Origin of the sequence: Segatella copri (genome assembly GCF_949820605.1) — a bacterium.
In the GTDB taxonomy this organism is placed as follows: Bacteria; Bacteroidota; Bacteroidia; order Bacteroidales; family Bacteroidaceae; genus Prevotella.
This window is the reverse complement of record NZ_CATKVU010000006.1, coordinates 2206999-2227168: the sequence shown is the minus strand read 5'-3', so window position 1 is coordinate 2227168 and position 20170 is coordinate 2206999. Positions and strand designations below refer to the sequence as shown.

Here is a 20170-nt window from a genome sequence, read left to right as displayed (position 1 = left end):
TTTCAATCATAATCATATAGATGAGCCCACTTGAAAAAGTCATTTTTACGAAACGTACCATTGGTTGTCAATAAGTTACAAAGACAAAAAATATGATTCGGGACTTTTTTAAGTGGACTCAGTTAATAAAAACAAATAATAAAGTGTTTCGCAAGATTTTCAACTGAACTTTCATGAGTAATAAAAGCGTTCTTTGTATATATGCAACAAGGCGCAACCTTCTCACGAAGACTGCGCCTCTAATAGTTTTCTTTTTTTGTTTAATTTTTAAGAGAGTATTAACATATATATATATTTGTAAGTGTAAGTTTCTTACTTCTTTATTTCTTTTGCTCTGAGCTTTATGGCTCGAAGAACTTAATCTGTGTTCCATTTGACAACTGGGTTCCTGCCATATTAAAGTTGAATGCTGTAGGATTTGGTTTCTTCTCATCCTTTGGATCAACTTCGTAACCATAAACAACCAAATAAGCTTCAACCTTGCTTTTATCCTTGGTAACTTGTCCGAAAGTATATCGGCTGTTTCCGCTAGAATAGCAATAGAACTTAACCTTATGTTTAGCACCACCATATTCCAAATTTACAGAAATAGCATCTGGGTAGAGCATGAACTGGATAATTGGTGTCACTGTATAGTAATATACAACACTCTTGAAGCTAACCGGCATCTCATATTTCTTCAATGCTTCCTTCAGTTCTTTCGTGTCAGCATTTTCAGGAATATAACGGGCGAAGACCTTTACAGGGAAGTTGTTAACAGTCATTACAGTATCTTTGCCTTCTCCGTGGATAGATGTAACGACATCTAATGTGTCGTAATATTCCTTTTTTCCGTCTTTTGCTGTAACATGTTCATCGCTCATATAAGCGAGTTTGCGCATGCGGCTACCTGCTGTCTTGGAATAGCAGTTCTGCTTTTCTGCTTGTGTGAGCGGCTGATAATAGCTGTTGTTATCATCGCCTGTATTACAAGAAGTGAATGCGAAAGCTGCAACGAAGGCAGCTACAATTGAGAATAATTTGATTTTTTTCATTTTGCTATTATGTTTTGATTCTTATTTTTCTCATATTTCTCAGCCTAAATGTCCCCCGATATGGTTGCCCGAGGCTCTTCAGTCCTTGTATAAAACAAGAAAAGGCGGGAAACTTGCATCACTTTTAGTTAATTCCTGTTAATGTTCATCACTTGTCCATTTCATAGAGCACTTTTGCCAATGTATCGTAACCTCTGACTTTCAGTTCTTAGTTTTTTGAGCTTTTTACTGTGTTAAGTCTAGGTTTGTCCTACATAGCGATGCAAAGTTAGTGTTTTATTTTGAATTACGCAAGAAATTTATGTTTTTCTTTCTCTTTTTCGCATAAAAATACTACTTTTGTGGAGATTTTAGGGATTATTCACCTAAAAGCGGAATGAACAGTGTAGACTCTGAGTCTCATGGAAAATGAATTAATGATGAATCTGATATGAAAAAGAAAGTAGGTACATTTAAGATTTGGCTGTTGGCGATAGCCGCAGTAGTGGCGTTTTCTGTCTTGCCGAAGGTTTCTTCGCTGGCAACAGAAGATCAGGCACTTGTTGTAAAGGAGAATAAGCTGGAGACTGCTGATGCTGCGGGCGATGAATCGTCTGCAGAGAATAAGCAGGAAACTGCTGGAGAGCGTGCGAATCTGGAGGCGCAGGGCCTGGAGATTCCGGTATCTAAGGTTAAGGTATCTGAGACCATCAAGCATCGGCTGGCTTATACGGTATCTTATAATCATGATACGCGACAGCCGAATTGGGTAGCCTGGGCGCTGACGGGGGAGCATGCATCTGGTAAGTTGCCGCGCGGTAAGTTTGCTGATGATGAGGAGATGCCGGCACCCGTGGGTACTTTGGCGGATTATTATAACAGTGGATTGGACAGGGGACACATGTGTCCGGCTGGTGACAACAAATGGAGTCGGCAGGCGATGGATGAATGTTTCCTGATGACCAATATGTGTCCGCAGAACCACAGTCTGAATGCGGGGGTATGGAACACGATAGAGCAACAGTGCCGCAACTGGGCGAAGCAGTATGGTAAGGTTTATATTGTCTGCGGACCGATATTTCTGAATAAGGAGCATCGCAAGTTGGGTAAGAACAAGGTGGTAGTGCCTGATGCCTTCTTCAAGGTGGTTCTTCATACGGGCAAGAATCCGCAAGCCATCGGCTTTATCTGCCGTAACCAGTCGCAGAAAGGCAGAAAGAAGACTGAATTCGTAAATTCTGTAGATGAAGTGGAGCGTATCACCGGCTATGATTTCTTCCCTCAGCTTCCGGATGATGTTGAGAAGAAGGTAGAGGCTAAGGCTGAAATGTTTTAAAAAGGAATTTCTGCAGTATCTAGTAATAGGATATAACAAAAAAAGGCTTTCCGTAATGGAAAGCCTTTTCCTTGAAGATCTGTGACTCGCATGGGGCTCGAACCCATGACCCCAACATTAAAAGTGTTGTGCTCTACCAGCTGAGCTAGCGAGTCAATCTTCTGCTTTATGTTTCAAAAGCGATTGCAAAGGTACGGCAAAAATCTGAAATAACCAAATATTTTGCCATATTTTTACTGATTTTCTTCATTTTTATCCGAAATCGGGACATTTTCGCCCGTTTCTTCATGATATTGCGGCTTCTCCTTCGTTACATACCGCTGCCAGTAGGCTATGATGAGCGTTGTGAGCGGAAGGGCTACAATCAATCCCAGGAAGCCCAGAAGTGCACCCCAAACCGAGAGACTCAAGAGGAGAATGGCTGGGTTCAATCCCATCGCCTTACCCATAATCTTCGGGGTAACTACCATGTCGGTGATGATCTGTACCACACAGAACACCAAAAAAGCGAGACCGAATACCAGCCAGAAGTTCTGACCTGTGTCGGCAGCCTTCAGCATGGCAAGGAATGCCGTAGGGATGAGGGCGAAGGTATGGAGATACGGAACCAGATCCATGATGCCGATGAGAATGCCCAGACCTATCGCCATCGGGAAACCGATGATGGTAAAACCGATGCAGAACATGATGCCCATACAGAGCGCTACCAGTCCCTGACCACGGATATAATTGTTGAGCTCGCGCTCCACATCCTTCATCAGCACACTCCAGAACGGACGGTTCTTCTTAGGGAAGATTCTCACCCAGTTGGCTGTCAGCGTCTCGTAATCGAGCAGGATGAAGAACATATATAATAAGGTAATCATCGATGCTACGATACTCATCAGTACCGTTGCCGTCTGGCTGACTACCGAGAAGACCTTAGGCATGGTGGCCTTGATGGCATCGCTGAAGTCCTTGCTTTTCAGAAAATGCTCTATCTGCTCCTGGTTGGTCTGCAGCCAGTCTTTGATCAGCGCCGTCAGGTTGTTGGTATGAGTCGTCTGATGCAGCCATCGTGTCAACACTTCACCGAGTTTGTCAAACTGGTCAATCATCGGAGGGATGATGAGCCACAGCACGCCTCCTATAACAGCGATAGCCGTTCCCATGGCGATGAGGATAGACAGCGCACGTATTTTGATGTGGAGTTTGTTTTCGATAAACTTCACGACCGGATAGAGCAGGTAAGCGAAAAACCATGCAATGAAGAATGGCAGCAGTACGCTGCTCAGATAATTGGTCATGTAGAGCACGGCCAGTACGATGAGGGTAACCCCCGCCCATCTTATAAATTTATCAAATGTAATCTCCTTTCCCATAACTGTTCCTTTTGTTATAATTTTTCGTTAAGAATCGCTTTCTGGTAGCATTCTCTGCAGAGCGGCTCGTATTCATCTTTCTCGCCCAGAAGCACCCGTTTGTCGTTATTGATCAACCGGTGGCTCACATAGGCAACCGATCCGCACTTTACGCAGATGGCATGAACCTTGGTCACCTCGTCGGCGATGGCACAGAGCGCAGGAATCGGACCGAAGGGAACTCCCTTGTAGTCCATATCCAGTCCAGCCACGATGACTCTCACGCCACGGTTGGCGAGTTCGTTGCATACCTCTACGAGCCCATTGTCCAGGAACTGGGCTTCATCGATACCCACCACGTCGATATCAGAAGCCAATAGCAGTATCGATCCAGAGGACTCAATAGGAGTAGACCGGATAGAGTTCTGATCATGGCTCACTACATCTTCCTCGGAGTAACGAGTGTCAAGCGCCGGCTTAAAGATTTCCACCTTCTGCTTGGCGAACTTCGCACGCTTCATTCTTCGGATCAATTCCTCTGTTTTTCCGGAGAACATCGATCCGCACACCACTTCAATTCTTCCGGGACGGTGTGCCTCCCCAATTAGATTTTCTGTCATTTCGGGGGCAAAATTAATAATAAGGTTTTAAAAAATGCAAAGAAATGCGTTTTTTTTTTGCTAAGAAAGATTAATTAACTACATTTGCGGTCAGTATGGGCACATTATACATCGTTCCGACTCCAGTTGGTAACATGGAGGACATGACAATGCGAGCCATTCGCATACTGAAAGAAGCGGATTTGGTACTCGCTGAGGACACTCGAACATCGAGTGTTCTGCTGAAGCATTTCGATATCAGAAATCGATTAGTGGCTCACCATAAGTTTAACGAACATGGCACATCTTCTGCCATCGTAGAGCGACTGAAGGGTGGCGAAACCATTGCCTTGATCAGCGATGCCGGAACACCGGGTATCAGCGATCCTGGTTTTTACCTCGCCCGCGAGGCAGCCAAGGCAGGCATCACGGTGCAGACTTTGCCTGGACCTACGGCATGCATACCGGCCATCGTTTCATCGGGTTTGCCATGCGACCGTTTCTGCTTCGAAGGATTCATTCCGCAGAAAAAGGGCAGACAGACCTATCTTGAATCATTGAAGGATGAGGTGCGCACCATGATTTTCTATGAGTCGCCTTATCGTGTGGTGAAAACCTTGCAGCAGTTTGCCGAGGTTTTCGGGGATGATAGACAGGTGAGCTGTTGTCGTGAAATATCCAAACTCCACGAGGAGAGTGTGAGGGGTACGCTTGCCGAGGTTATCGCTCATTTTGAGGAGACAGAACCAAGGGGCGAATTTGTCATCGTATTGGCAGGAAAAGATCCTAAACAGCTCAAGGAGGAGATGAAGGAAAAGAAGCGTGAAGAGCGCCGGCAGAAGAAAAACGGGGCTCGCAGGGATGAAGACAGTAATGAATAATGTATAGGAAGCGACGCGTTTTACGCGAAAAGATAATTTTTTAAATCAAACATTAAAAAAGAAAATGATTATGAAAAAGCTATTATTTGCGGCATGTTTAGCTGCTTTTTGCTTGACCAGTTGCAACAACGGCAAGAACAACACCCAGGATTTGGCAAATCAGCAGAATGATTCGCTGAATAGTATCATCGCTCAGAAAGATAGCGAAATTAACGATATGATGGGTACATTGAATGAAATCCAGGACGGTTTGAACCAGATTAGTGAGGCTGAACACAGAGTAACTATTCTGAAGAACAGCGAGGGTGCCAGCAAGACACAGCAGCTTAAGGAGGATGTACAGTTCATCGCTACCCGTATGCAGCAGAACCGCGAACTTCTGGCTAAACTGCAGAAGCAGATGGCTAACAGTTCTTTGCAGGCTGATCAGTTGAAGAAGGCCATCGCAAACCTGCAGAAGCAGATTGCCCAGAAGGATAAGGAACTCCAGACGCTTCGCGAGGAGTTGGATAAGAAGGATATTCATATTGCAGCGCTCGACGAGACTATCAACAATCTGAATACAAAGACCTCTCGTCTTACTACTGAAAGCAGCCAGAAGACAGAGACAATCAATGCACAGGACAAGCAGCTCAACACTGCCTGGTACGTATTCGGTACCAAGAAGGAGTTGAAGGAGCAGCATATCATGGAAGATGGTAAGGTAATGACCGGTAATTTCAACAAGAGTTATTTCACCAAGGTTGATATCCGCAACATTTCTGAAATCAAGTTGATGTCAAAGTCGGCTAAGTTGCTCACTACCCACCCATCCAGTTCTTATGCATTGGTACGTGATGCCAATAAGCAGTATACTCTCCGCATCACCAATCCACAGATTTTCTGGAGCACCAGCAAGTATCTTGTAGTGCTCGTTAAGTAATTATCTCTTTCTCTGAAAGAAATCCTGCATGAGTGCGCGGCACTCATCTTCCAATACGCCCGATGTAACTGTCGTCTTAGGATGCAGTGCATCGGGCGCATATTTTGTATACCCCCTTTTCTCGTCGCTGGCACCATATACCACGCGGCTGATCTGTGCCCATCCCAGCGCTCCGGCGCACATCACGCAGGGCTCTACCGTAACGTAGAGGGTACAGTCTTTCAGGTATTTTCCTCCCAGCATGTTGGCTCCCGAAGTAATGGCCTGCATTTCGGCATGAGCCGTAACATCGGTCAGCATCTCCGTAAGATTGTGGGCACGCGATATGATCCGGTCTTTACAAACGATGATGGCGCCTACCGGAATCTCGTCTTCATCGAATGCCGCCTGAGCCTCCATCAGGGCACGGCGCATGTATGCTTCGTCTTTATTCTTAATATCTTCCATTGTTTTTCGTGCAAAATTACATAAAAAAGTTTGAAGTGTGGACTTTTTTTATTATTTTTGCAAGGTAAAAGCATCTTTTGATGCAAAATAAAGGAAATAGACTATGGCAGAGCATAATGAATTAGGCAAATGGGGAGAAGACGAGGCTACTCTCTATCTCGAGAATGAAGGCTATGTTGTCATCGACAGAGACTGGAAAGCCGGCAAGCGGGATCTGGATATCCTTGCCGTTTCGCCAGATGGTAAGACGCTGGTTGTGGTAGAGGTCAAGACCCGTTCGGGTGAAGAATACCAGCAGCCCGAGGAAGCCGTAGATGCCAGGAAGATGCGTAATCTGGCAATAGCCGCCAATACTTACGTCAAGGAACAGAAGGTGGGAAAAGAACTTCGCTTTGATATTGTTACCGTGGTAGGGGTAGGGCATCAGGTGAAACGCATCGAGCATCTTGTGGATGCCTTCAACCCGTTGCTGATTGGATAACCCGTTGTGATTCGCTATACATTATTATATAGACATGGAAAAGAAGATTATACGATTACAGGAAGTGGATTCCACGAATGCCTTCCTGAAGAATTTGGATACTTACGATGAAGATGCGCTGACCATTGCCATTGCTGATTATCAGACATCGGGCAGGGGACAGGGCGTGCATACCTGGGAGAGTGAGCCGGGTAAGAACCTCCTCTTCAGTATGATGATGTGTCCTAAGTGGGTACCTTTGCGCCAGCAGTTCCTCCTTTCCGAGGCTGGTGCGCTCGCCGTGAAGGACGCTCTTGATTCCTATACGGGCGGCATTACGCTGAAATGGCCGAATGATGTGTACTGGTATGACAAGAAGATTAGTGGCACGCTGATAGAGACTGTCATCGACTCCAAGGGCATCAAGCGCTGCATCTTCGGTATCGGCATTGATGTCAATCAGACTGAGTTCCACAGCGATGCGCCCAACCCTGTATCTCTGGCTCAGATTCTGGGACATGAGGTGGATAGGGAAGAGGTGCTGCAGAAGGTGATAGAGTCTTTCTGCAAATACTACGAACTTCTGCGTCGTGCCGACTATATGGATGTGTCGGGCATCTATCATCTTTCGCTCTACCGTCGCAAGGGTTACCATTGGTATGAGGATAAGGACGGTAAGTTCGAGGGTGCTTTCGTTGAGGTGGAGGACGATGGTCATCTCATCCTTCATGACAAGAAGGGAGTGATACGCTCGTATGCATTCGGAGAAATCAAGTTCCTAGTTAATAGTTAATAGTTAATAGGAGGCTACGCCCTATAAACTGTTAACTGTAAATTGTAAATTAAAATAAAATGGCAAAGTTTAAAAGAATTCTTTTGAAATTGAGCGGCGAGAGTCTGATGGGCAAGCAGAGCTTCGGCATCGACCCAGAGCGCCTGAGTGATTATGCTAAGCAGATAAAGGAGGTCCATGAGATGGGCGTTCAGATAGGCATTGTGATTGGTGGTGGTAACATCTTCCGCGGTTTGAGTGGAAGCCAGAAGGGTTTCGACCGTGTCAAGGGCGACCAGATGGGGATGTGTGCTACCGTTATCAATTCCCTGGCATTGAGCAGCGCACTCGGAGCCTTGGGCGTTAAGAACAAGGTGCTTACTGCCATCCGCATGGAGCCTATCGGTGAATTCTATACCAAGTGGAAGGCGATTGAGGCGATGGAGGCAGGCTATATCTGCATCTTCTCTGCAGGTACAGGTAGTCCATACTTCACTACCGATACCGGTTCTTCTCTCCGTGGTATCGAAATCGAGGCTGACGTGATGCTCAAGGGTACCCGTGTAGACGGCATCTATACCGCCGACCCAGAGAAGGATCCTACAGCTACCAAGTTCAAGGACATTACCTATGATGAGATTTATACCAAGGGCTTGAAGGTAATGGATTTGACTGCTACCACCATGTGTAAGGAAAACAACCTTCCTATCTACGTGTTCAATATGGATGTTGTAGGTAACCTCAAGAAGGTGATGGATGGTGAAGAGATCGGTACGCTCGTACACAACTAACCCTCTCTCAGCAGGTAGAAAAAGCAAATGCGACTGGATTCACATCTAGCCGCATTCTTTTTTTAAACAACTTTTTTTTCAAACAACAGTTTTAAAAAATATCCCAATAATCAACTTAAAATCGGGGAATTCTTCTTATTTCTTCTTCAGATAAATAATCGCCGAGATGATGACGTATGCCACGATGACAAGCCACCAGCCGGTGAGGAAACCGGTCAGACCATCAAGTGCTACCGAAGTAGCGAGGATGATGAGGGTGAGCGCGGCAAAGCCATATTTCACCTCATTGCCCTTGAACCCCCACTGCTTGAACTTCAAGGCGAAAAGAGGCATCTCGCAAACCAGCAGATAGCTGGTGATGAGAATCAGAGCCAGAATGATGAATACCGACCACGCATATCCTTCGAGCCAGCTTGGATTGAACACAATCAGCGAACCCCAGAACAGGGCGTTGGCTGGTGTAGGAACACCGATGAAAGAGGTAGTCTGGCGCTCATCAAGATTAAACTTAGCCAGTCGCAATGCCGAGAAGGCTGCGATGATGAAGGCTGCGTAAGGCAGCCATGGGCGCAAAGGCTCCAGAAAACCCGGATATTCCATCACAAAGAGTTGTGAGAATACGATGGTGGCAGGAGCCACACCGAAGGTTACGTCATCTGCCAGCGAATCAAGCTCCTTGCCTATTGGCGATGAAACGTGCAGCAGGCGGGCGCTCATGCCGTCAAAGAAGTCGAATACGGCTCCGATGATAATCCATAACAATGCCATCTTTGGGTTACCGCCGAAGGCAAACGATGTTGCGATGCAGCCCGAAACCAGGTTGCAGCAGGTTATCGTATTTGGAATATGTTTCTTGATACTCATTTCTTTCCAGTATATTATGATAGAGTGAAAGCCTGAAGTATGTTCCGGCTTGCCCTCTATCTGTCAATATGTTATTTCAATTTAGCGATGATGGTCTGGTCGCCAGTAGTTGACTGTCCCATCTTTACGCATACTTCTGTACCTACAGGCAGGTAGACATCCACGCGTGAACCCAGCTTGATGAATCCCAGGTGCTCGTCGATGAAGCATTCTTCCCCTTCCTTGGCATAGGTTACGATGCGGCGTGCTACTGCACCGGCAATCTGTCGGCAGAGTACATCCACTCCCGCAGGTGTGGTAATCATCACGTCGGCATGCTCGTTTTCCTCGCTAGCCTTAGGCAGCCATGCCTTGTGGTAGTTGCCGTCAACATGCTTCACGAATTTCACCTTTCCGTCTACCGGAAACCAGTTGGCATGAACATTCCAGAGGCTCATGAAGATGGAAATCATCAGGCGGCGGTCACCGAAGTAGGGAGCATTCTCCACCTCTTCTATCACCACAATCTTTCCGTCGGCTGGTGCTACTACCAGTTTCGAAGTATCCTCTACGTTGAGGTATCTGGTAGGACAACGGTAGAAGTTGAGCACGATACCATATACCGTACCGAACACAACAACAAAAGCCCAGAACGGAATCTTGTTGTCTAAGGTTGTCCACAATATAGCCGCAATGGCTACTAACGCTATCGCTCCGGTTACCAGCTGATCGGTACCTTCGCGGTGCAATCTTATCTTTTTTAATTTCTTTATTTTCTGTCCCATATAGTAGGATTAAGTTTTTATTGGTGCAAAGGTACGTCATTTTTATCACTTTTGCAAATTTTTTGTGGGTTTCTTTTACCTTTTTCAATATTTTCGCATATTTCTTTTGGCTTTTTCAATATTTCGCCGTAACTTTGTTGTCAAAATTCGAATTTTAAACAGATAATGGAAGATTTTGTTCATTTGCATGTACACACCCAATACTCCATCCTCGACGGTCAGTCGAAGATACCGCATCTGGTAGATAAGGCCATCAAGGACGGCATGAAGGGTATGGCGGTAACCGACCACGGTGTGATGTTCGGCATCAAGGAACTTACCGACTATTGCGGCAAGATTAATAAAGACCGCAAGAAGGAGGGACTCGAACCTTTCAAGCCTATCATAGGCTGCGAGATGTATGTGGCACGCCGAACCAAAGCCGACCGAGAGAAGGATAAGGGCGATATGAGCGGTTATCACCTCATTGTACTTGCCAAGAATTATAATGGATACAAGAACCTCATCAAGCTGGTGAGCAATTCGTGGGTGGATGGTTACTACATGCGCCCACGAACCGACCGTGCCGATCTGGAGAAGTATCACGAAGACCTCATCGTCTGTTCGGCATGTATTGCAGGCGAGGTGCCATCCAAGATTCTGCATGGTGACCTGGAAGGAGCCCGCGAGGCTTGCCAGTGGTACCACAACCTCTTTGGCGATGATTACTATCTCGAGCTCCAGCGCCATAAAGTGCCCGATGATCCAAGTCTGCTTGCCAACCGCGAGGCTTACGAGTTGCAGCAGCGTGCCAACAAGGAACTTATCAAGATGGCAAGGGAGTTTAACATCAAACTGGTGTGCACCAACGACTGCCACTTCGAGGATAAGGAGACTGCCGAGGCTCACGACCATCTGCTCTGTATCGCTACCGGCAAGGATCTCGACGACCCTAACCGTCTGCGCTATTCCAAGCAGGAATGGTTCAAGACCCGCCAGGAGATGAACGAGGTGTTCTCGGATATCCCCGAAGCACTTTCCAATACCCTCGAAGTATTAGATAAGGTGGAGATTTACAGCATCGACCATGGTCCTATCATGCCTTTCTTCCCGATTCCGGAGAGTTTCGGTACCGAGGAGCAGTTGCGACAGAAGGTATCAGAAGAAGACCTCTACAAGGAGTTTACCACTGATGAGAACGGCAAGAACCCGCTGCCACCAGAGGAAGGTCAGAAGGTAATCGACCGATTGGGCGGTTACGATAAGATATACCGTATCAAGTTTGAGGCAGAATATCTTCGCCACCTTGCCTACGAGGGAGCCAAAAAGCTTTATGGCGACCCGCTGCCCGAGAATGTTGACGAGCATGTAAACTTCGAGCTCCACGTGATGAAGACCATGGGTTTCCCGGGCTACTTCCTCATCGTATCAGACTTCATCAGGGCGGCGCGCGAGGAACTCGGCGTGATGGTGGGCCCGGGACGTGGATCTGCGGCAGGTTCGGTGGTGGCTTACTGCTTGGGCATTACCAAGATTGACCCATTGAAGTACGACCTCCTGTTTGAGCGTTTCCTGAACCCAGACCGTGTGAACCTTCCGGATATTGATACCGACTTTGATGATGACGGCCGAGGCAAGGTGCTGAGATGGGTAATGGATAAGTACGGTCATGAGAACTGTGCCCATATCATAACCTATGGTTCCATGGCGACGAAGAACTCCATCAAGGACGTGGCGCGTGTAGAGAAGTTGCCGTTGGATAAGGCGAATGCACTCTGCAAGGCTATCCCGGACCGTTTGCCTGACGGTGCCAAGATGAACCTGCCCAATGCCATCAAATATACCCCAGAGCTGCGCGAGGCTGAGTTCTCCAACGATCCCCGCGAGAGCAATACCATCAAGTATGCCAAGATGCTCGAGGGAACCATCCGAGGCACGGGTATCCATGCCTGCGGATTCATCATCTGCCGCGACCCTATCAGCAACTGGGTGCCTGTATCAACTGCCGATGACCCTGATTTCCCGGGACTGAAGACGGCGGTAACGCAGTACGACGGCCATGTCATCGAGACCACCGGTCTGATTAAGATGGACTTCCTGGGCTTGAAGACCCTCTCCGAGATGAAGGAGGCATGCAAGGTTATCAAGCAGACTACGGGCGATGTCGTTGACCTCGATACCATCCCTATCGATGACGAACTGACCTATCAGCTCTATCAGCGCGGTCAGACCATCGGAACCTTCCAGTTCGAGTCGCCGGGTATGCAGAAGTATCTCCGTGAGCTGAAGCCTACGGTATTCGAGGACCTCATCGCCATGAACGCCCTCTACCGTCCGGGACCTATGGATTATATCCCTGATTTCATTGCCCGCAAGAACGGCAAGCAGGCGATCACATACGATATTCCGTGTATGGAGAAGTATCTGAAGGATACCTACGGCATCACGGTCTATCAGGAGCAGGTGATGCTTCTTTCCCGTCAGTTGGCGAGCTTCACCCGAGGCGAGTCAGATGCCCTGCGTAAGGCGATGGGTAAGAAGAAAAAGGCTATCGTAGATGCGATGAAGCCTAAGTTTATCAAACAGGGACAGGAGAACGGCCACGACCCGAAGGTGCTGGAGAAGATATGGGGCGACTGGGAGAAGTTTGCTTCCTACGCCTTCAACAAGTCTCATGCCACCTGTTATTCGTGGGTAGCCTACCAGACTGCCTATCTCAAGGCACACTATCCTGCCGAATATATGGCGGCGCTGATGACCCGACGCTTTGCACAGATTACCGAAATCACCAAGCTGATGGAGGAGTGCCAGTCGATGGGCATCAAGACCTTGGGTCCGGATGTGAATGAGAGTTACCGCGTGTTCGGTGTGAACGAGCATGGAGAGATACGTTTCGGTCTTTCAGCCATCAAGGGTATGGGTGCTCCGGCAGCCGATGCCATCGTGGCAGAGCGTCTGAAGAACGGACCTTATAAGAGCATCTTCGATTTTGCCGAGCGTGTAGATTACTCCAGCGTGAACCGCAAGGCTTTCGAAACCTTGGCGCTGAGTGGCGGTTTCGACAGCTTTGGCATCCGTCGCGAGCAGTTCTTCGGCAAGAACAACAAGGGCGAAACTTTCCTTGATACGCTGGTGCGCTACGGTCAGCTCTTCCAGCAGGAGCAGCACGAGGCTGCCAACTCACTCTTTGGCGGTACCGAGGCGATAGAGATAGCTACGCCGCCTATTCCTGATGCAGAGAGCTGGAGCACCATCGAACGTCTGAACCGTGAGCGCGAGCTTGTGGGCATCTATCTTTCTGCCCATCCGCTCGATGAGTACAGCATCATCCTCAATTCCCTCTGCAATACCCATTGCTCTGAACTGGGCGACAAGCAGGAGCTGGCAAAGAAGGAGGATGTGGTGCTGGGCGGCATTATCACGGGTGTGAAGTCGAAGTTTACCAAGACGGGCAAGCCGTGCGGTTTCGTTACGCTCGAAGACTTTGAGGGTTCAGGCGAGCTGGCTCTCTTTGGCGAGGACTGGGGCAAGTGGCGCGGCATCATGGTTGAAGGCAGCACCATCTACATCACCGCCAAGTGCGTTTCCCGTTACGGCAATGCCAACTATCTCGATTTCCAGATAGGCAATGTAGAGTATCTGCAGACGGTCAAGGAGAACCGCATCGACCGCTTCACCATCAATGTGGAGAGCGATGCGATAGATGAAACGATGGTTAGCGACCTGCAGACCATTCTGGAGAATGACGAGGGCAAGGCGCAGCTCTTTTTCCAGATACATGATGTAGACAGCAATACCTATCTGCTGATGCGTGCCCGTGAGCATACGGTAGGCGTGGGCCATGCCCTCATTCAGTATATCGAGCAGCATCCTAAGATGAGCTATCAGATCAATTAGAGATAATTTTAGTTTAATATTTAAAAGTTTAGAAAAATGGAAGTAACAATTACAACCGAGAATTTCGAGAGCTACAAGAATGGCGAACTGCCATTGGTAGTAGATTTGTGGGCAACATGGTGCGGTCCTTGCCGCCAGATTGCTCCTATCGTATCAGAACTTGCTGAGGAGTTTGACGGCAAGTTGGTAGTAGGCAAGTGTGATGTAGAGGAGAACGACGACATCGCTATGGAGTTTGGTGTTCGTAATATCCCTACCATCCTCTTCTTCAAGGGTGGCCAGCTGGTAGACAAGTTTGTTGGCGCAGCCTCTAAGGCAACCCTCACCGAGAAGTTCCAGGCTCTCCTGTAATCAGCCTGGATAGGAAATGATAAAAGCATCTGGCTTGAGAAAATATGTTCTCAGCCAGATGCTTTTTTGTTTACCATTCTACGCTTCTTGTTCCGTCTTCTTCGACGGTGATAGTCACTTTGGTGCAGTCTTCCGGCAGCAGTTCTTCTATCAGTTCCGGCCACTCCAGGAAACAGAGGTTGCCGCTGTAGAAATAATCTTCGTAGCCCATATCGTATACCTCATCGAGTTTCTTGATGCGGTAGAAATCGAAGTGGTAGACAGGTGAGCCGTCGCCCGCTGTATATTCGTTTACGAGGGCGAAGGTAGGAGATGTGATGACATCTTCTACGCCCAGTTCTTCGCAAATGGCTTTTACAAATGTTGTCTTTCCGGCTCCCATCTTGCCATAGAAGGCAAAGACCTTGCCGTCGCCCATGTTCTGCAGAAATTCCTTGGCTGCTTCATGGATCGTGTCTAATGAGTCAATTTTTATCTTCATATATGTTTTCTATAAACTGTTAACTATCAACTATTAACTATTAACTGACATTACCTTTTTCTCGGTGTCAGTGTGATGAGCGGTATGAGCATTTCCTCCATCGAGATGCCGCCGTGCTGGAAGGTATCCTTGTAGTATTGCACATAATAGTTGTAATTATTCGGATAGGCGAAGAAACTGTCGCCTGTGGCAAATACATACGAGGTACTCAGGTTAGGTGCAGGCAACTGGGCACGCTGAGGCTCCTTGATGGTGAAAACTTCCTTGCTCTGGTAAGCCAGATTCTTGCCCAGCTTGTAGCGCAGGTTGGTGTTTGTATTGCGGTCGCCTACAATCTTGATTGGTTTCGATGCCCTGATGCTGCCGTGGTCGGTGGTGAGCACTACCTGGTAATCGCTCTGCGAAAGGAGCTTGAAGAGCTCGGAGAGAACCGAATGGCGGAGCCAGCTCTGCGTGATGCTGCGGTAGGCACTCTCGTTGTTGGCAAGCTCGCGCACCATCTTAGATTCGGTACGCGCGTGAGAGAGCATGTCGATGAAGTTAATCACCAGCACGTTCAAATCGTAGTTCCGGCATTCGTTATAATGCTCCAGGAAGCGGTCGGCACCCTGCGAATCGTTCACCTTGTGATAACTGAAGGTATGGTGCTTTCTGAATCGCTCTATCTGGGTCTGTATCAGCGGCGCCTCGTTGAGGTTCTTGCCTTCCTCCTCGTCCTCATCTACCCAGAGGTCAGGGAACATTTCGGCTATCTTGTTCGGCATCAGGCCGCTGAAGATGGCGTTGCGCGCATATTGCGTGGCGGTAGGAAGGATGCTCATGTAGAGCTGCTCATCGATGTCGAACAGGTCGCCGATGTCTTCAGCCAGCATGCGCCACTGGTCATAGCGGAAGTTATCTATCACAATCAGGAACACCTTCTTGCCTTCATCGAGCAGTGGGAATATCTTGCGCTTGAAGATGTCGGGACTCATCAGATGGCGGTCTCTGTTGTCGGGACTCACCCAGTCGAGATAGTTCTTGGCTATGTATTTGGCGAAACCCTGGTTAGCCTCTTCCTTCTGCATGCCCAGCATCTCTGCCATCGGACTTGCCGTATCGCTCAGCTTCAGTTCCCAGCTTACCAGTCGCCTGTAAATCTCCATCCAGTCTTCCGCACTTCTGCATTCCATCATCTGCATGGCTATCTGCTGGTACTCCTGCTGGTATCCGCTCTGCGTCACCTCCGCCACGATGTCTTTGCGGTGGATGTTCTTCTTGAGCGACAGCAGAATCTGGTTCGGGTTTACGGGTTTAATCAGATAGTCGGCTATCTTTGAACCGATTGCCTGGTCCATGATGTTTTCTTCTTCGCTCTTGGTGCACATCACTACCGGTGTGGCAGGCTGGATGTCCTTGATGCGTAGTAGGGTTTCCAGTCCGCTGAGTCCCGGCATCATCTCATCGAGCAGGATGAGGTCGAAGGTCTGTTGGCGGCAAAGTTCAATGGCATCAGGGCCGTTGCTTACCGTCTGCACCTCGTATCCTTTCTTTTCCAGAAAGATGATGTGTGCCTTGAGAAGTTCTATCTCGTCGTCTATCCAAAGTAATAATCCGTTGCTCATATTTTATATCCTTTTTCTTTTCGGGGTGCTAAAGTACAAAGAAAAATGGAATGAGGAACACGACTTCGTGTTAAAGAGAGTTAATGATGAAGATTCTTTGGTACTTTTTATGAAAACGTTTGTATTACCTTGTGACAAAACCTAAAAACATAGGTTAATTAAAACTTATTTGTATAACTAAACGTAAGCATTATGATCAGACGCAATTACTTGAAAAGTTTGCCTATTAAGCAATAATGCGACCGGGAATCCGTTTTTTACGGTAAAGTAATTCATAAAAACGAACAATAAAATAAAGAAGAAAAACAAGAAACAATGCTCAAGATAGTAATGATTATGCTATGCGGAATAGGTACCGGCTATCTGCTCCGCAACAAGAAAATGAGTTTTATCGGCCGTATTATCACGGCTCTGATATGGGTACTCCTGTTCCTGCTCGGTATCGAGGTAGGTTCTAACCCTCGTATCATCAGCGGTCTTCAGACCCTGGGACTTGAGGCGATAGCCCTGACCTTGGGAGGCAGTCTGGGTAGTGCACTCTTTGCTTGGGCATTGTGGAAGTATGTTACAGCAAAGCAGGCTAAATCGTCGGCTCACGCTGAAACCGGGAAAGGAGGCAAGGCATGAAAGGCAGTTTGATTATCGTAAGCTTCTTTATTCTGGGCATCATCGTAGGCTTGTGTGATGTGATTCCGGCAGGTCTTCTGGATAGCGACGTGAGCTATTATGCACTCTGCTGCCTGATGTTCTGCGTAGGTATCAGCATCGGTTGCGATACCTCTGTGCTGAAGAGTTTCAAGAAGGTGAATCCCCGTCTGATGATGCTCCCTGTGACGACCATTCTGGGTACGCTGGCAGGTTGTGCCGCCGTATCTCTCATCTTGAGCCACCGCCAGCTTACCGATTGTCTGGCAATCGGTTCAGGATTCGGATATTACTCACTTTCGAGTATCTTCATCACCGAATACCGGGGCGCCGAACTGGGAACCATCGCCCTTCTTGCCAACATCTGCCGCGAGATTCTCACCCTGCTGTGTGCTCCGCTGCTGGCAAAATACTTCGGCAAACTGGCACCTATCAGTGTAGGTGGAGCCACGACTATGGATACAACGTTGCCAATCATCACCCGATATTCGGGCGAGAGTTTCATCATCGTTTCCATCTTCCATGGCTTCTGTGTCGACTTTTCTGTACCCTTCCTGGTTACCTTCTTCTGTTCTTTGTAGAAATAACTAAAAGCAGTTCTTAAGACCTAAATAAAAAAGCCCCCGATGCGTTATGCACCGAGGGCTTTACTATGTCGAATCAAAATTTAAAAAACATCATTTTTTTACCTTTTTACCTTTAAAGGCTGCAGCTGGTAACTCCGAGCGTAGTAGCGATGGCTGTAAGGACGGAGATTGCAATCTGCAAAATCGTTTTCCAAGTATTTGCTTTCATAATCTTTATTTTAATGTTGAATGTTGAGTGTTGAATGTTGACTTGGTGGGGGAATGCGCTGGCTTCCGCTAGGTGTTAGGGAGAGACGCACCCCCCCCCGTTAGGCGCTCCTGCGGGGCGGCCCTCAGGCGAGGGCTTTATTCAAGCCCATCGCCGCTATCCTGAGAGCCGCCTCCGCCGCCTTCTTGGGTTCCGCCACCGGTAGTACCTGAGCCGCCCTGGCCGGTGTCAGAGCCGCTGCCCTGAGTTGTGCCGCCACCGCCTGTGGTGCCCTCCTCGTCGGTGCCGATATAGCCGCCGTACTCCTGAATCTTGCACTTCTTGCGCAGCTCGGCATTGCTCCAGCTCTTCGTGTTACGTACAATAAGATGTACGCCCTCCACGCTGGCAGCCGTCACCTTCTCCTTGGTGTCCTCCGCCTTGGAGCTCATACCGATGGAGAACAGTCCGAGGTCAGAGAGACGCACGCTCTTGCCGTCGAGAATCAGCTCCTGCAGATGGTCGAGTGCATCCATCAGCACACCGTGGATAGTACCACGAGAGTAAGGCGAGCCGTGGTCGGAGATATGCGATACGAATCCCTCGAAGTCCACTTCGCGGTCGGTTACCGAAGTTGCATACCACTTCTTCTTACCTGCGTTTTCACCAGTCTGAGGTGTGCGCTGTACTTTACGATATTTCAATGTTCCTTTTACTTCCATAATCTTAAATTTTTTAGTGTTGAATGTTGAATGTTGAATGTTGACTTGGTGGGGTGCACAAGCCTTTCTTGAATCACGATGCAAAGAAAGTGCAAACGAGAACAGAGCTAAGCTTGCTTAAGCTTTGTCGAGTGCAGCCTTTCTTCGAACGACAGTGCAAAGATACGCCAATTTCCCGATACCACCAAATTTCAGCGTGTGATAAGGCGCGATTTTCAGCACGCTTTCAATCCGAAACCTGTTAAACAATCTAACTCGCCGTTTTGCGCCCCGCAACTCATACTTTTTCAGAAGAGAAAACATAGAGTTAAAGAGAAGAAAACACAGCACCTTATTCAGTATTCAGTTATTCAGTTTTTTTTAATGGGTTACTTTTTACCCCCTTAAAAAGTAAAGTTTATATACTATCTATATATCTATATATAATATATAATACCCGTTGGCGGAATTAATTTAGCGCATACTTAACCCTGCCAATCGGTCTGTTGTTTACATAATTAATATATTGCAAGACTGTAAATGCGCTGATTTTCCCAATGATTCGGGTAAACAGTCCTGGTGTTTGCTTAGCATAGTTTCGGAAGAGCATGAAGTGATCACAAAGTTGAGAGAAATTTGTCTCGATTCTCTTCCTCGCCTTAGCATAAGGCTTAAATGTTGGTCGCCAATTCTTCATGTTCAAGCGATATGGAACTTCCAACTTGATGCCTACAGAAGAAAACAAGTCTTGCTGTAGTTCCGCACTGAGGTAAGCACGATCGCCAAGGATGCAACAGTCATGGAATTGAAACTTTACATCTTTAAGAAAATGAATGTCATGAACATTAGCTGGACTCAGGTCATACGAGTGGATAACTCCACTTAACCCACAGACAGCGTGGAGCTTATACCCAAAGTAGTATATCTTCTGAGTAGCGCAATAGCCAAATGCAGGAGAGTTTGTTACGTCTGTTCCTTTCATCTTGCAACGCAAGCCTCTGGACAAGCGACACACCTCTATTGGTTTGGAATCTATGCAGAAATATTCTTCTGCGCCATCCATCTTTGACGCTATGCGCTTACGAATCTTCTCACATAGTTCCGCAGTGAACTTTCGCCTGTCATTGAACTGGCGTCGAGAAATCAGATTTGGCATATCTGCCTTATACTCCTTCAGCCTATCGAACAAGTTGTTTTCACTGTCGATGCTAAGATGCTCGGCTGTCAAGCTCAAAGCAACAACTTCGAGGTCTGAAAAACGTGGTACGACTCCAGGGCGAGGAATATTTCCTAGCTCATTAACTAAATTTTTGGAGAAATCCTTGCATATCTCAAGAATTTTTACGAAATTTGCATACAAGTTGTGCATAGCGTGAAATATATAACTTTATAATTGGACACTACAAAGTTACTAAAAATCAACGAGATGCACAACTTTTTCTCCATAAAAATATACTAATTTTCAGGCGGTTTTTTAATTCCGCCAACAGGTTATATAATATAATATAATAACAAAAAATACATTACAAAATAACCAATCCCTTTCTTC

20 protein-coding genes, 1 tRNA gene and 1 pseudogene are annotated in these 20170 nt (G+C 47.3%); 10 read left to right on the top strand and 12 right to left on the bottom strand.

The genetic code is table 11. The features are described from left to right. Positions 1–341: 341 nt before the first annotated feature. A complete protein-coding gene (locus RCO84_RS10440; protein ID WP_144153676.1) occupies positions 342–1034 on the bottom strand; it encodes a DUF4840 domain-containing protein in 693 nt (230 codons plus the stop codon). Positions 1035–1464: 430 nt separating this feature from the next. On the opposite strand from RCO84_RS10440, the gene RCO84_RS10435 reads away from it, so the two are divergent. Then, positions 1465–2349, top strand: coding sequence for a DNA/RNA non-specific endonuclease (locus RCO84_RS10435; protein ID WP_144153674.1), 885 nt, complete (start codon positions 1465–1467; stop codon positions 2347–2349). Between the two features lie 82 nt (positions 2350–2431). On the opposite strand, the gene RCO84_RS10430 is transcribed toward RCO84_RS10435, so the two are convergent. The 3 genes from RCO84_RS10430 to RCO84_RS10420 all read right to left on the bottom strand — a co-directional run bounded on the left by RCO84_RS10430 (position 2432) and on the right by RCO84_RS10420 (position 4309). Next, a tRNA-Lys gene (locus RCO84_RS10430) sits at positions 2432–2504 on the bottom strand. A gap of 78 nt (positions 2505–2582) precedes the next feature. After that, a complete protein-coding gene (locus RCO84_RS10425; protein WP_144153672.1) occupies positions 2583–3710 on the bottom strand; it encodes an AI-2E family transporter in 1128 nt (375 codons plus the stop codon). A 14-nt stretch (positions 3711–3724) separates the two neighbouring features. Next, on the bottom strand, positions 3725–4309 hold the full coding sequence (locus RCO84_RS10420) for a thymidine kinase (protein WP_144153670.1): 585 nt from the start codon (positions 4307–4309) through the stop codon (positions 3725–3727). 95 nt (positions 4310–4404) lie between these two features. Here RCO84_RS10420 and rsmI point away from each other — a divergent pair, with 95 nt between their 5' ends. Together rsmI and RCO84_RS10410 are read left to right on the top strand one after the other, a co-directional pair. After that, positions 4405–5169, top strand: coding sequence for a 16S rRNA (cytidine(1402)-2'-O)-methyltransferase (gene rsmI, locus RCO84_RS10415; protein ID WP_117587406.1), 765 nt, complete (start codon positions 4405–4407; stop codon positions 5167–5169). Between the two features lie 70 nt (positions 5170–5239). Then, a complete protein-coding gene (locus RCO84_RS10410) occupies positions 5240–6091 on the top strand; it encodes a Cbp1 family collagen-binding glycoprotein adhesin (RefSeq protein ID WP_144153668.1) in 852 nt (283 codons plus the stop codon). On the opposite strand, the gene RCO84_RS10405 is transcribed toward RCO84_RS10410, so the two are convergent. After that, positions 6092–6538 (bottom strand): nucleoside deaminase, encoded by a 447-nt coding sequence (locus RCO84_RS10405; RefSeq protein WP_117587405.1) that lies wholly within the window; start codon positions 6536–6538, stop codon positions 6092–6094. A 103-nt stretch (positions 6539–6641) separates the two neighbouring features. Here RCO84_RS10405 and RCO84_RS10400 point away from each other — a divergent pair, with 103 nt between their 5' ends. The 3 genes from RCO84_RS10400 to pyrH are packed head-to-tail and all read left to right on the top strand — an operon-like array spanning position 6642 to position 8561. After that, a complete protein-coding gene (locus RCO84_RS10400) occupies positions 6642–7019 on the top strand; it encodes a YraN family protein (RefSeq protein ID WP_144153666.1) in 378 nt (125 codons plus the stop codon). 34 nt (positions 7020–7053) lie between these two features. Continuing rightward, positions 7054–7791 carry a biotin--[acetyl-CoA-carboxylase] ligase gene (locus RCO84_RS10395; RefSeq protein ID WP_317585028.1) on the top strand — a complete coding sequence of 246 codons (738 nt, stop codon included), beginning with the start codon at positions 7054–7056 and terminating at the stop codon, positions 7789–7791. A 59-nt stretch (positions 7792–7850) separates the two neighbouring features. Beyond that, positions 7851–8561, top strand: coding sequence for a UMP kinase (gene pyrH / locus RCO84_RS10390; protein ID WP_006847854.1), 711 nt, complete (start codon positions 7851–7853; stop codon positions 8559–8561). 135 nt (positions 8562–8696) lie between these two features. Here the strand turns inward: pyrH and pssA are convergent, their stop codons facing one another. Both pssA and RCO84_RS10380 read right to left on the bottom strand, forming a co-directional pair. Beyond that, positions 8697–9425 carry a CDP-diacylglycerol--serine O-phosphatidyltransferase gene (gene pssA, locus RCO84_RS10385; protein WP_264902543.1) on the bottom strand — a complete coding sequence of 243 codons (729 nt, stop codon included), beginning with the start codon at positions 9423–9425 and terminating at the stop codon, positions 8697–8699. Between the two features lie 71 nt (positions 9426–9496). Continuing rightward, complete coding sequence (locus tag RCO84_RS10380) at positions 9497–10189, bottom strand: phosphatidylserine decarboxylase family protein (RefSeq protein ID WP_317585026.1); 693 nt, start codon at positions 10187–10189, stop codon at positions 9497–9499. Positions 10190–10354: 165 nt separating this feature from the next. Here RCO84_RS10380 and dnaE point away from each other — a divergent pair, with 165 nt between their 5' ends. After that, positions 10355–14065: a DNA polymerase III subunit alpha gene (gene dnaE, locus RCO84_RS10375; RefSeq protein ID WP_144153658.1), complete on the top strand. Its 3711-nt coding sequence runs from the start codon at positions 10355–10357 to the stop codon at positions 14063–14065. Between the two features lie 36 nt (positions 14066–14101). After that, positions 14102–14416, top strand: a complete 315-nt coding sequence (trxA, locus tag RCO84_RS10370) for a thioredoxin (protein ID WP_118066009.1) — start codon at positions 14102–14104, stop codon at positions 14414–14416. A gap of 70 nt (positions 14417–14486) precedes the next feature. Here the strand turns inward: trxA and tsaE are convergent, their stop codons facing one another. Together tsaE and porX are read right to left on the bottom strand one after the other, a co-directional pair. Next, on the bottom strand, positions 14487–14897 hold the full coding sequence (tsaE, locus tag RCO84_RS10365) for a tRNA (adenosine(37)-N6)-threonylcarbamoyltransferase complex ATPase subunit type 1 TsaE (protein WP_022122095.1): 411 nt from the start codon (positions 14895–14897) through the stop codon (positions 14487–14489). Positions 14898–14947: 50 nt separating this feature from the next. Then, a complete protein-coding gene (gene porX / locus RCO84_RS10360) occupies positions 14948–16501 on the bottom strand; it encodes a T9SS response regulator signal transducer PorX (RefSeq protein WP_317585024.1) in 1554 nt (517 codons plus the stop codon). A 315-nt stretch (positions 16502–16816) separates the two neighbouring features. On the opposite strand from porX, the gene RCO84_RS10355 reads away from it, so the two are divergent. Together RCO84_RS10355 and RCO84_RS10350 are read left to right on the top strand one after the other, a co-directional pair. Continuing rightward, positions 16817–17128, top strand: coding sequence for a LysO family transporter (locus RCO84_RS10355; protein WP_022122090.1), 312 nt, complete (start codon positions 16817–16819; stop codon positions 17126–17128). Then, positions 17125–17727, top strand: a complete 603-nt coding sequence (locus RCO84_RS10350) for a lysine exporter LysO family protein (RefSeq protein WP_317585022.1) — start codon at positions 17125–17127, stop codon at positions 17725–17727. The genes RCO84_RS10355 and RCO84_RS10350 overlap by 4 nt, the downstream gene beginning before the upstream one ends. A gap of 118 nt (positions 17728–17845) precedes the next feature. Here RCO84_RS10350 and RCO84_RS10345 read toward each other — a convergent pair whose 3' ends face one another. The 3 genes and pseudogenes from RCO84_RS10345 to RCO84_RS10335 form a co-directional block, all read right to left on the bottom strand. After that, positions 17846–17941 (bottom strand): smalltalk protein, encoded by a 96-nt coding sequence (locus tag RCO84_RS10345; RefSeq protein ID WP_153092469.1) that lies wholly within the window; start codon positions 17939–17941, stop codon positions 17846–17848. Between the two features lie 137 nt (positions 17942–18078). Next, on the bottom strand, positions 18079–18642 hold the full coding sequence (locus RCO84_RS10340) for an HU family DNA-binding protein (protein WP_317585021.1): 564 nt from the start codon (positions 18640–18642) through the stop codon (positions 18079–18081). Between the two features lie 448 nt (positions 18643–19090). After that, positions 19091–20067, bottom strand: a pseudogene (locus tag RCO84_RS10335) (IS982 family transposase). Positions 20068–20170: the final 103 nt, after the last annotated feature.

Coding starts and splice junctions, on each gene's coding strand:
- RCO84_RS10345 (WP_153092469.1), bottom strand. CDS start 17,941: ATGAAAGCAAATACTTGGAAAACGATTTTGCAGATTGCAATCTCCGTC.
- RCO84_RS10395 (WP_317585028.1), top strand. CDS start 7,054: ATGGAAAAGAAGATTATACGATTACAGGAAGTGGATTCCACGAATGCC.
- dnaE (WP_144153658.1), top strand. CDS start 10,355: ATGGAAGATTTTGTTCATTTGCATGTACACACCCAATACTCCATCCTC.
- pssA (WP_264902543.1), bottom strand. CDS start 9,425: ATGAGTATCAAGAAACATATTCCAAATACGATAACCTGCTGCAACCTG.
- RCO84_RS10355 (WP_022122090.1), top strand. CDS start 16,817: ATGCTCAAGATAGTAATGATTATGCTATGCGGAATAGGTACCGGCTAT.
- pyrH (WP_006847854.1), top strand. CDS start 7,851: ATGGCAAAGTTTAAAAGAATTCTTTTGAAATTGAGCGGCGAGAGTCTG.
- RCO84_RS10340 (WP_317585021.1), bottom strand. CDS start 18,642: ATGGAAGTAAAAGGAACATTGAAATATCGTAAAGTACAGCGCACACCT.
- RCO84_RS10410 (WP_144153668.1), top strand. CDS start 5,240: ATGAAAAAGCTATTATTTGCGGCATGTTTAGCTGCTTTTTGCTTGACC.
- RCO84_RS10420 (WP_144153670.1), bottom strand. CDS start 4,309: ATGACAGAAAATCTAATTGGGGAGGCACACCGTCCCGGAAGAATTGAA.
- porX (WP_317585024.1), bottom strand. CDS start 16,501: ATGAGCAACGGATTATTACTTTGGATAGACGACGAGATAGAACTTCTC.
- trxA (WP_118066009.1), top strand. CDS start 14,102: ATGGAAGTAACAATTACAACCGAGAATTTCGAGAGCTACAAGAATGGC.
- RCO84_RS10435 (WP_144153674.1), top strand. CDS start 1,465: ATGAAAAAGAAAGTAGGTACATTTAAGATTTGGCTGTTGGCGATAGCC.
- RCO84_RS10405 (WP_117587405.1), bottom strand. CDS start 6,538: ATGGAAGATATTAAGAATAAAGACGAAGCATACATGCGCCGTGCCCTG.
- RCO84_RS10380 (WP_317585026.1), bottom strand. CDS start 10,189: ATGGGACAGAAAATAAAGAAATTAAAAAAGATAAGATTGCACCGCGAA.
- RCO84_RS10400 (WP_144153666.1), top strand. CDS start 6,642: ATGGCAGAGCATAATGAATTAGGCAAATGGGGAGAAGACGAGGCTACT.
- tsaE (WP_022122095.1), bottom strand. CDS start 14,897: ATGAAGATAAAAATTGACTCATTAGACACGATCCATGAAGCAGCCAAG.
- RCO84_RS10350 (WP_317585022.1), top strand. CDS start 17,125: ATGAAAGGCAGTTTGATTATCGTAAGCTTCTTTATTCTGGGCATCATC.
- RCO84_RS10425 (WP_144153672.1), bottom strand. CDS start 3,710: ATGGGAAAGGAGATTACATTTGATAAATTTATAAGATGGGCGGGGGTT.
- RCO84_RS10440 (WP_144153676.1), bottom strand. CDS start 1,034: ATGAAAAAAATCAAATTATTCTCAATTGTAGCTGCCTTCGTTGCAGCT.
- rsmI (WP_117587406.1), top strand. CDS start 4,405: ATGGGCACATTATACATCGTTCCGACTCCAGTTGGTAACATGGAGGAC.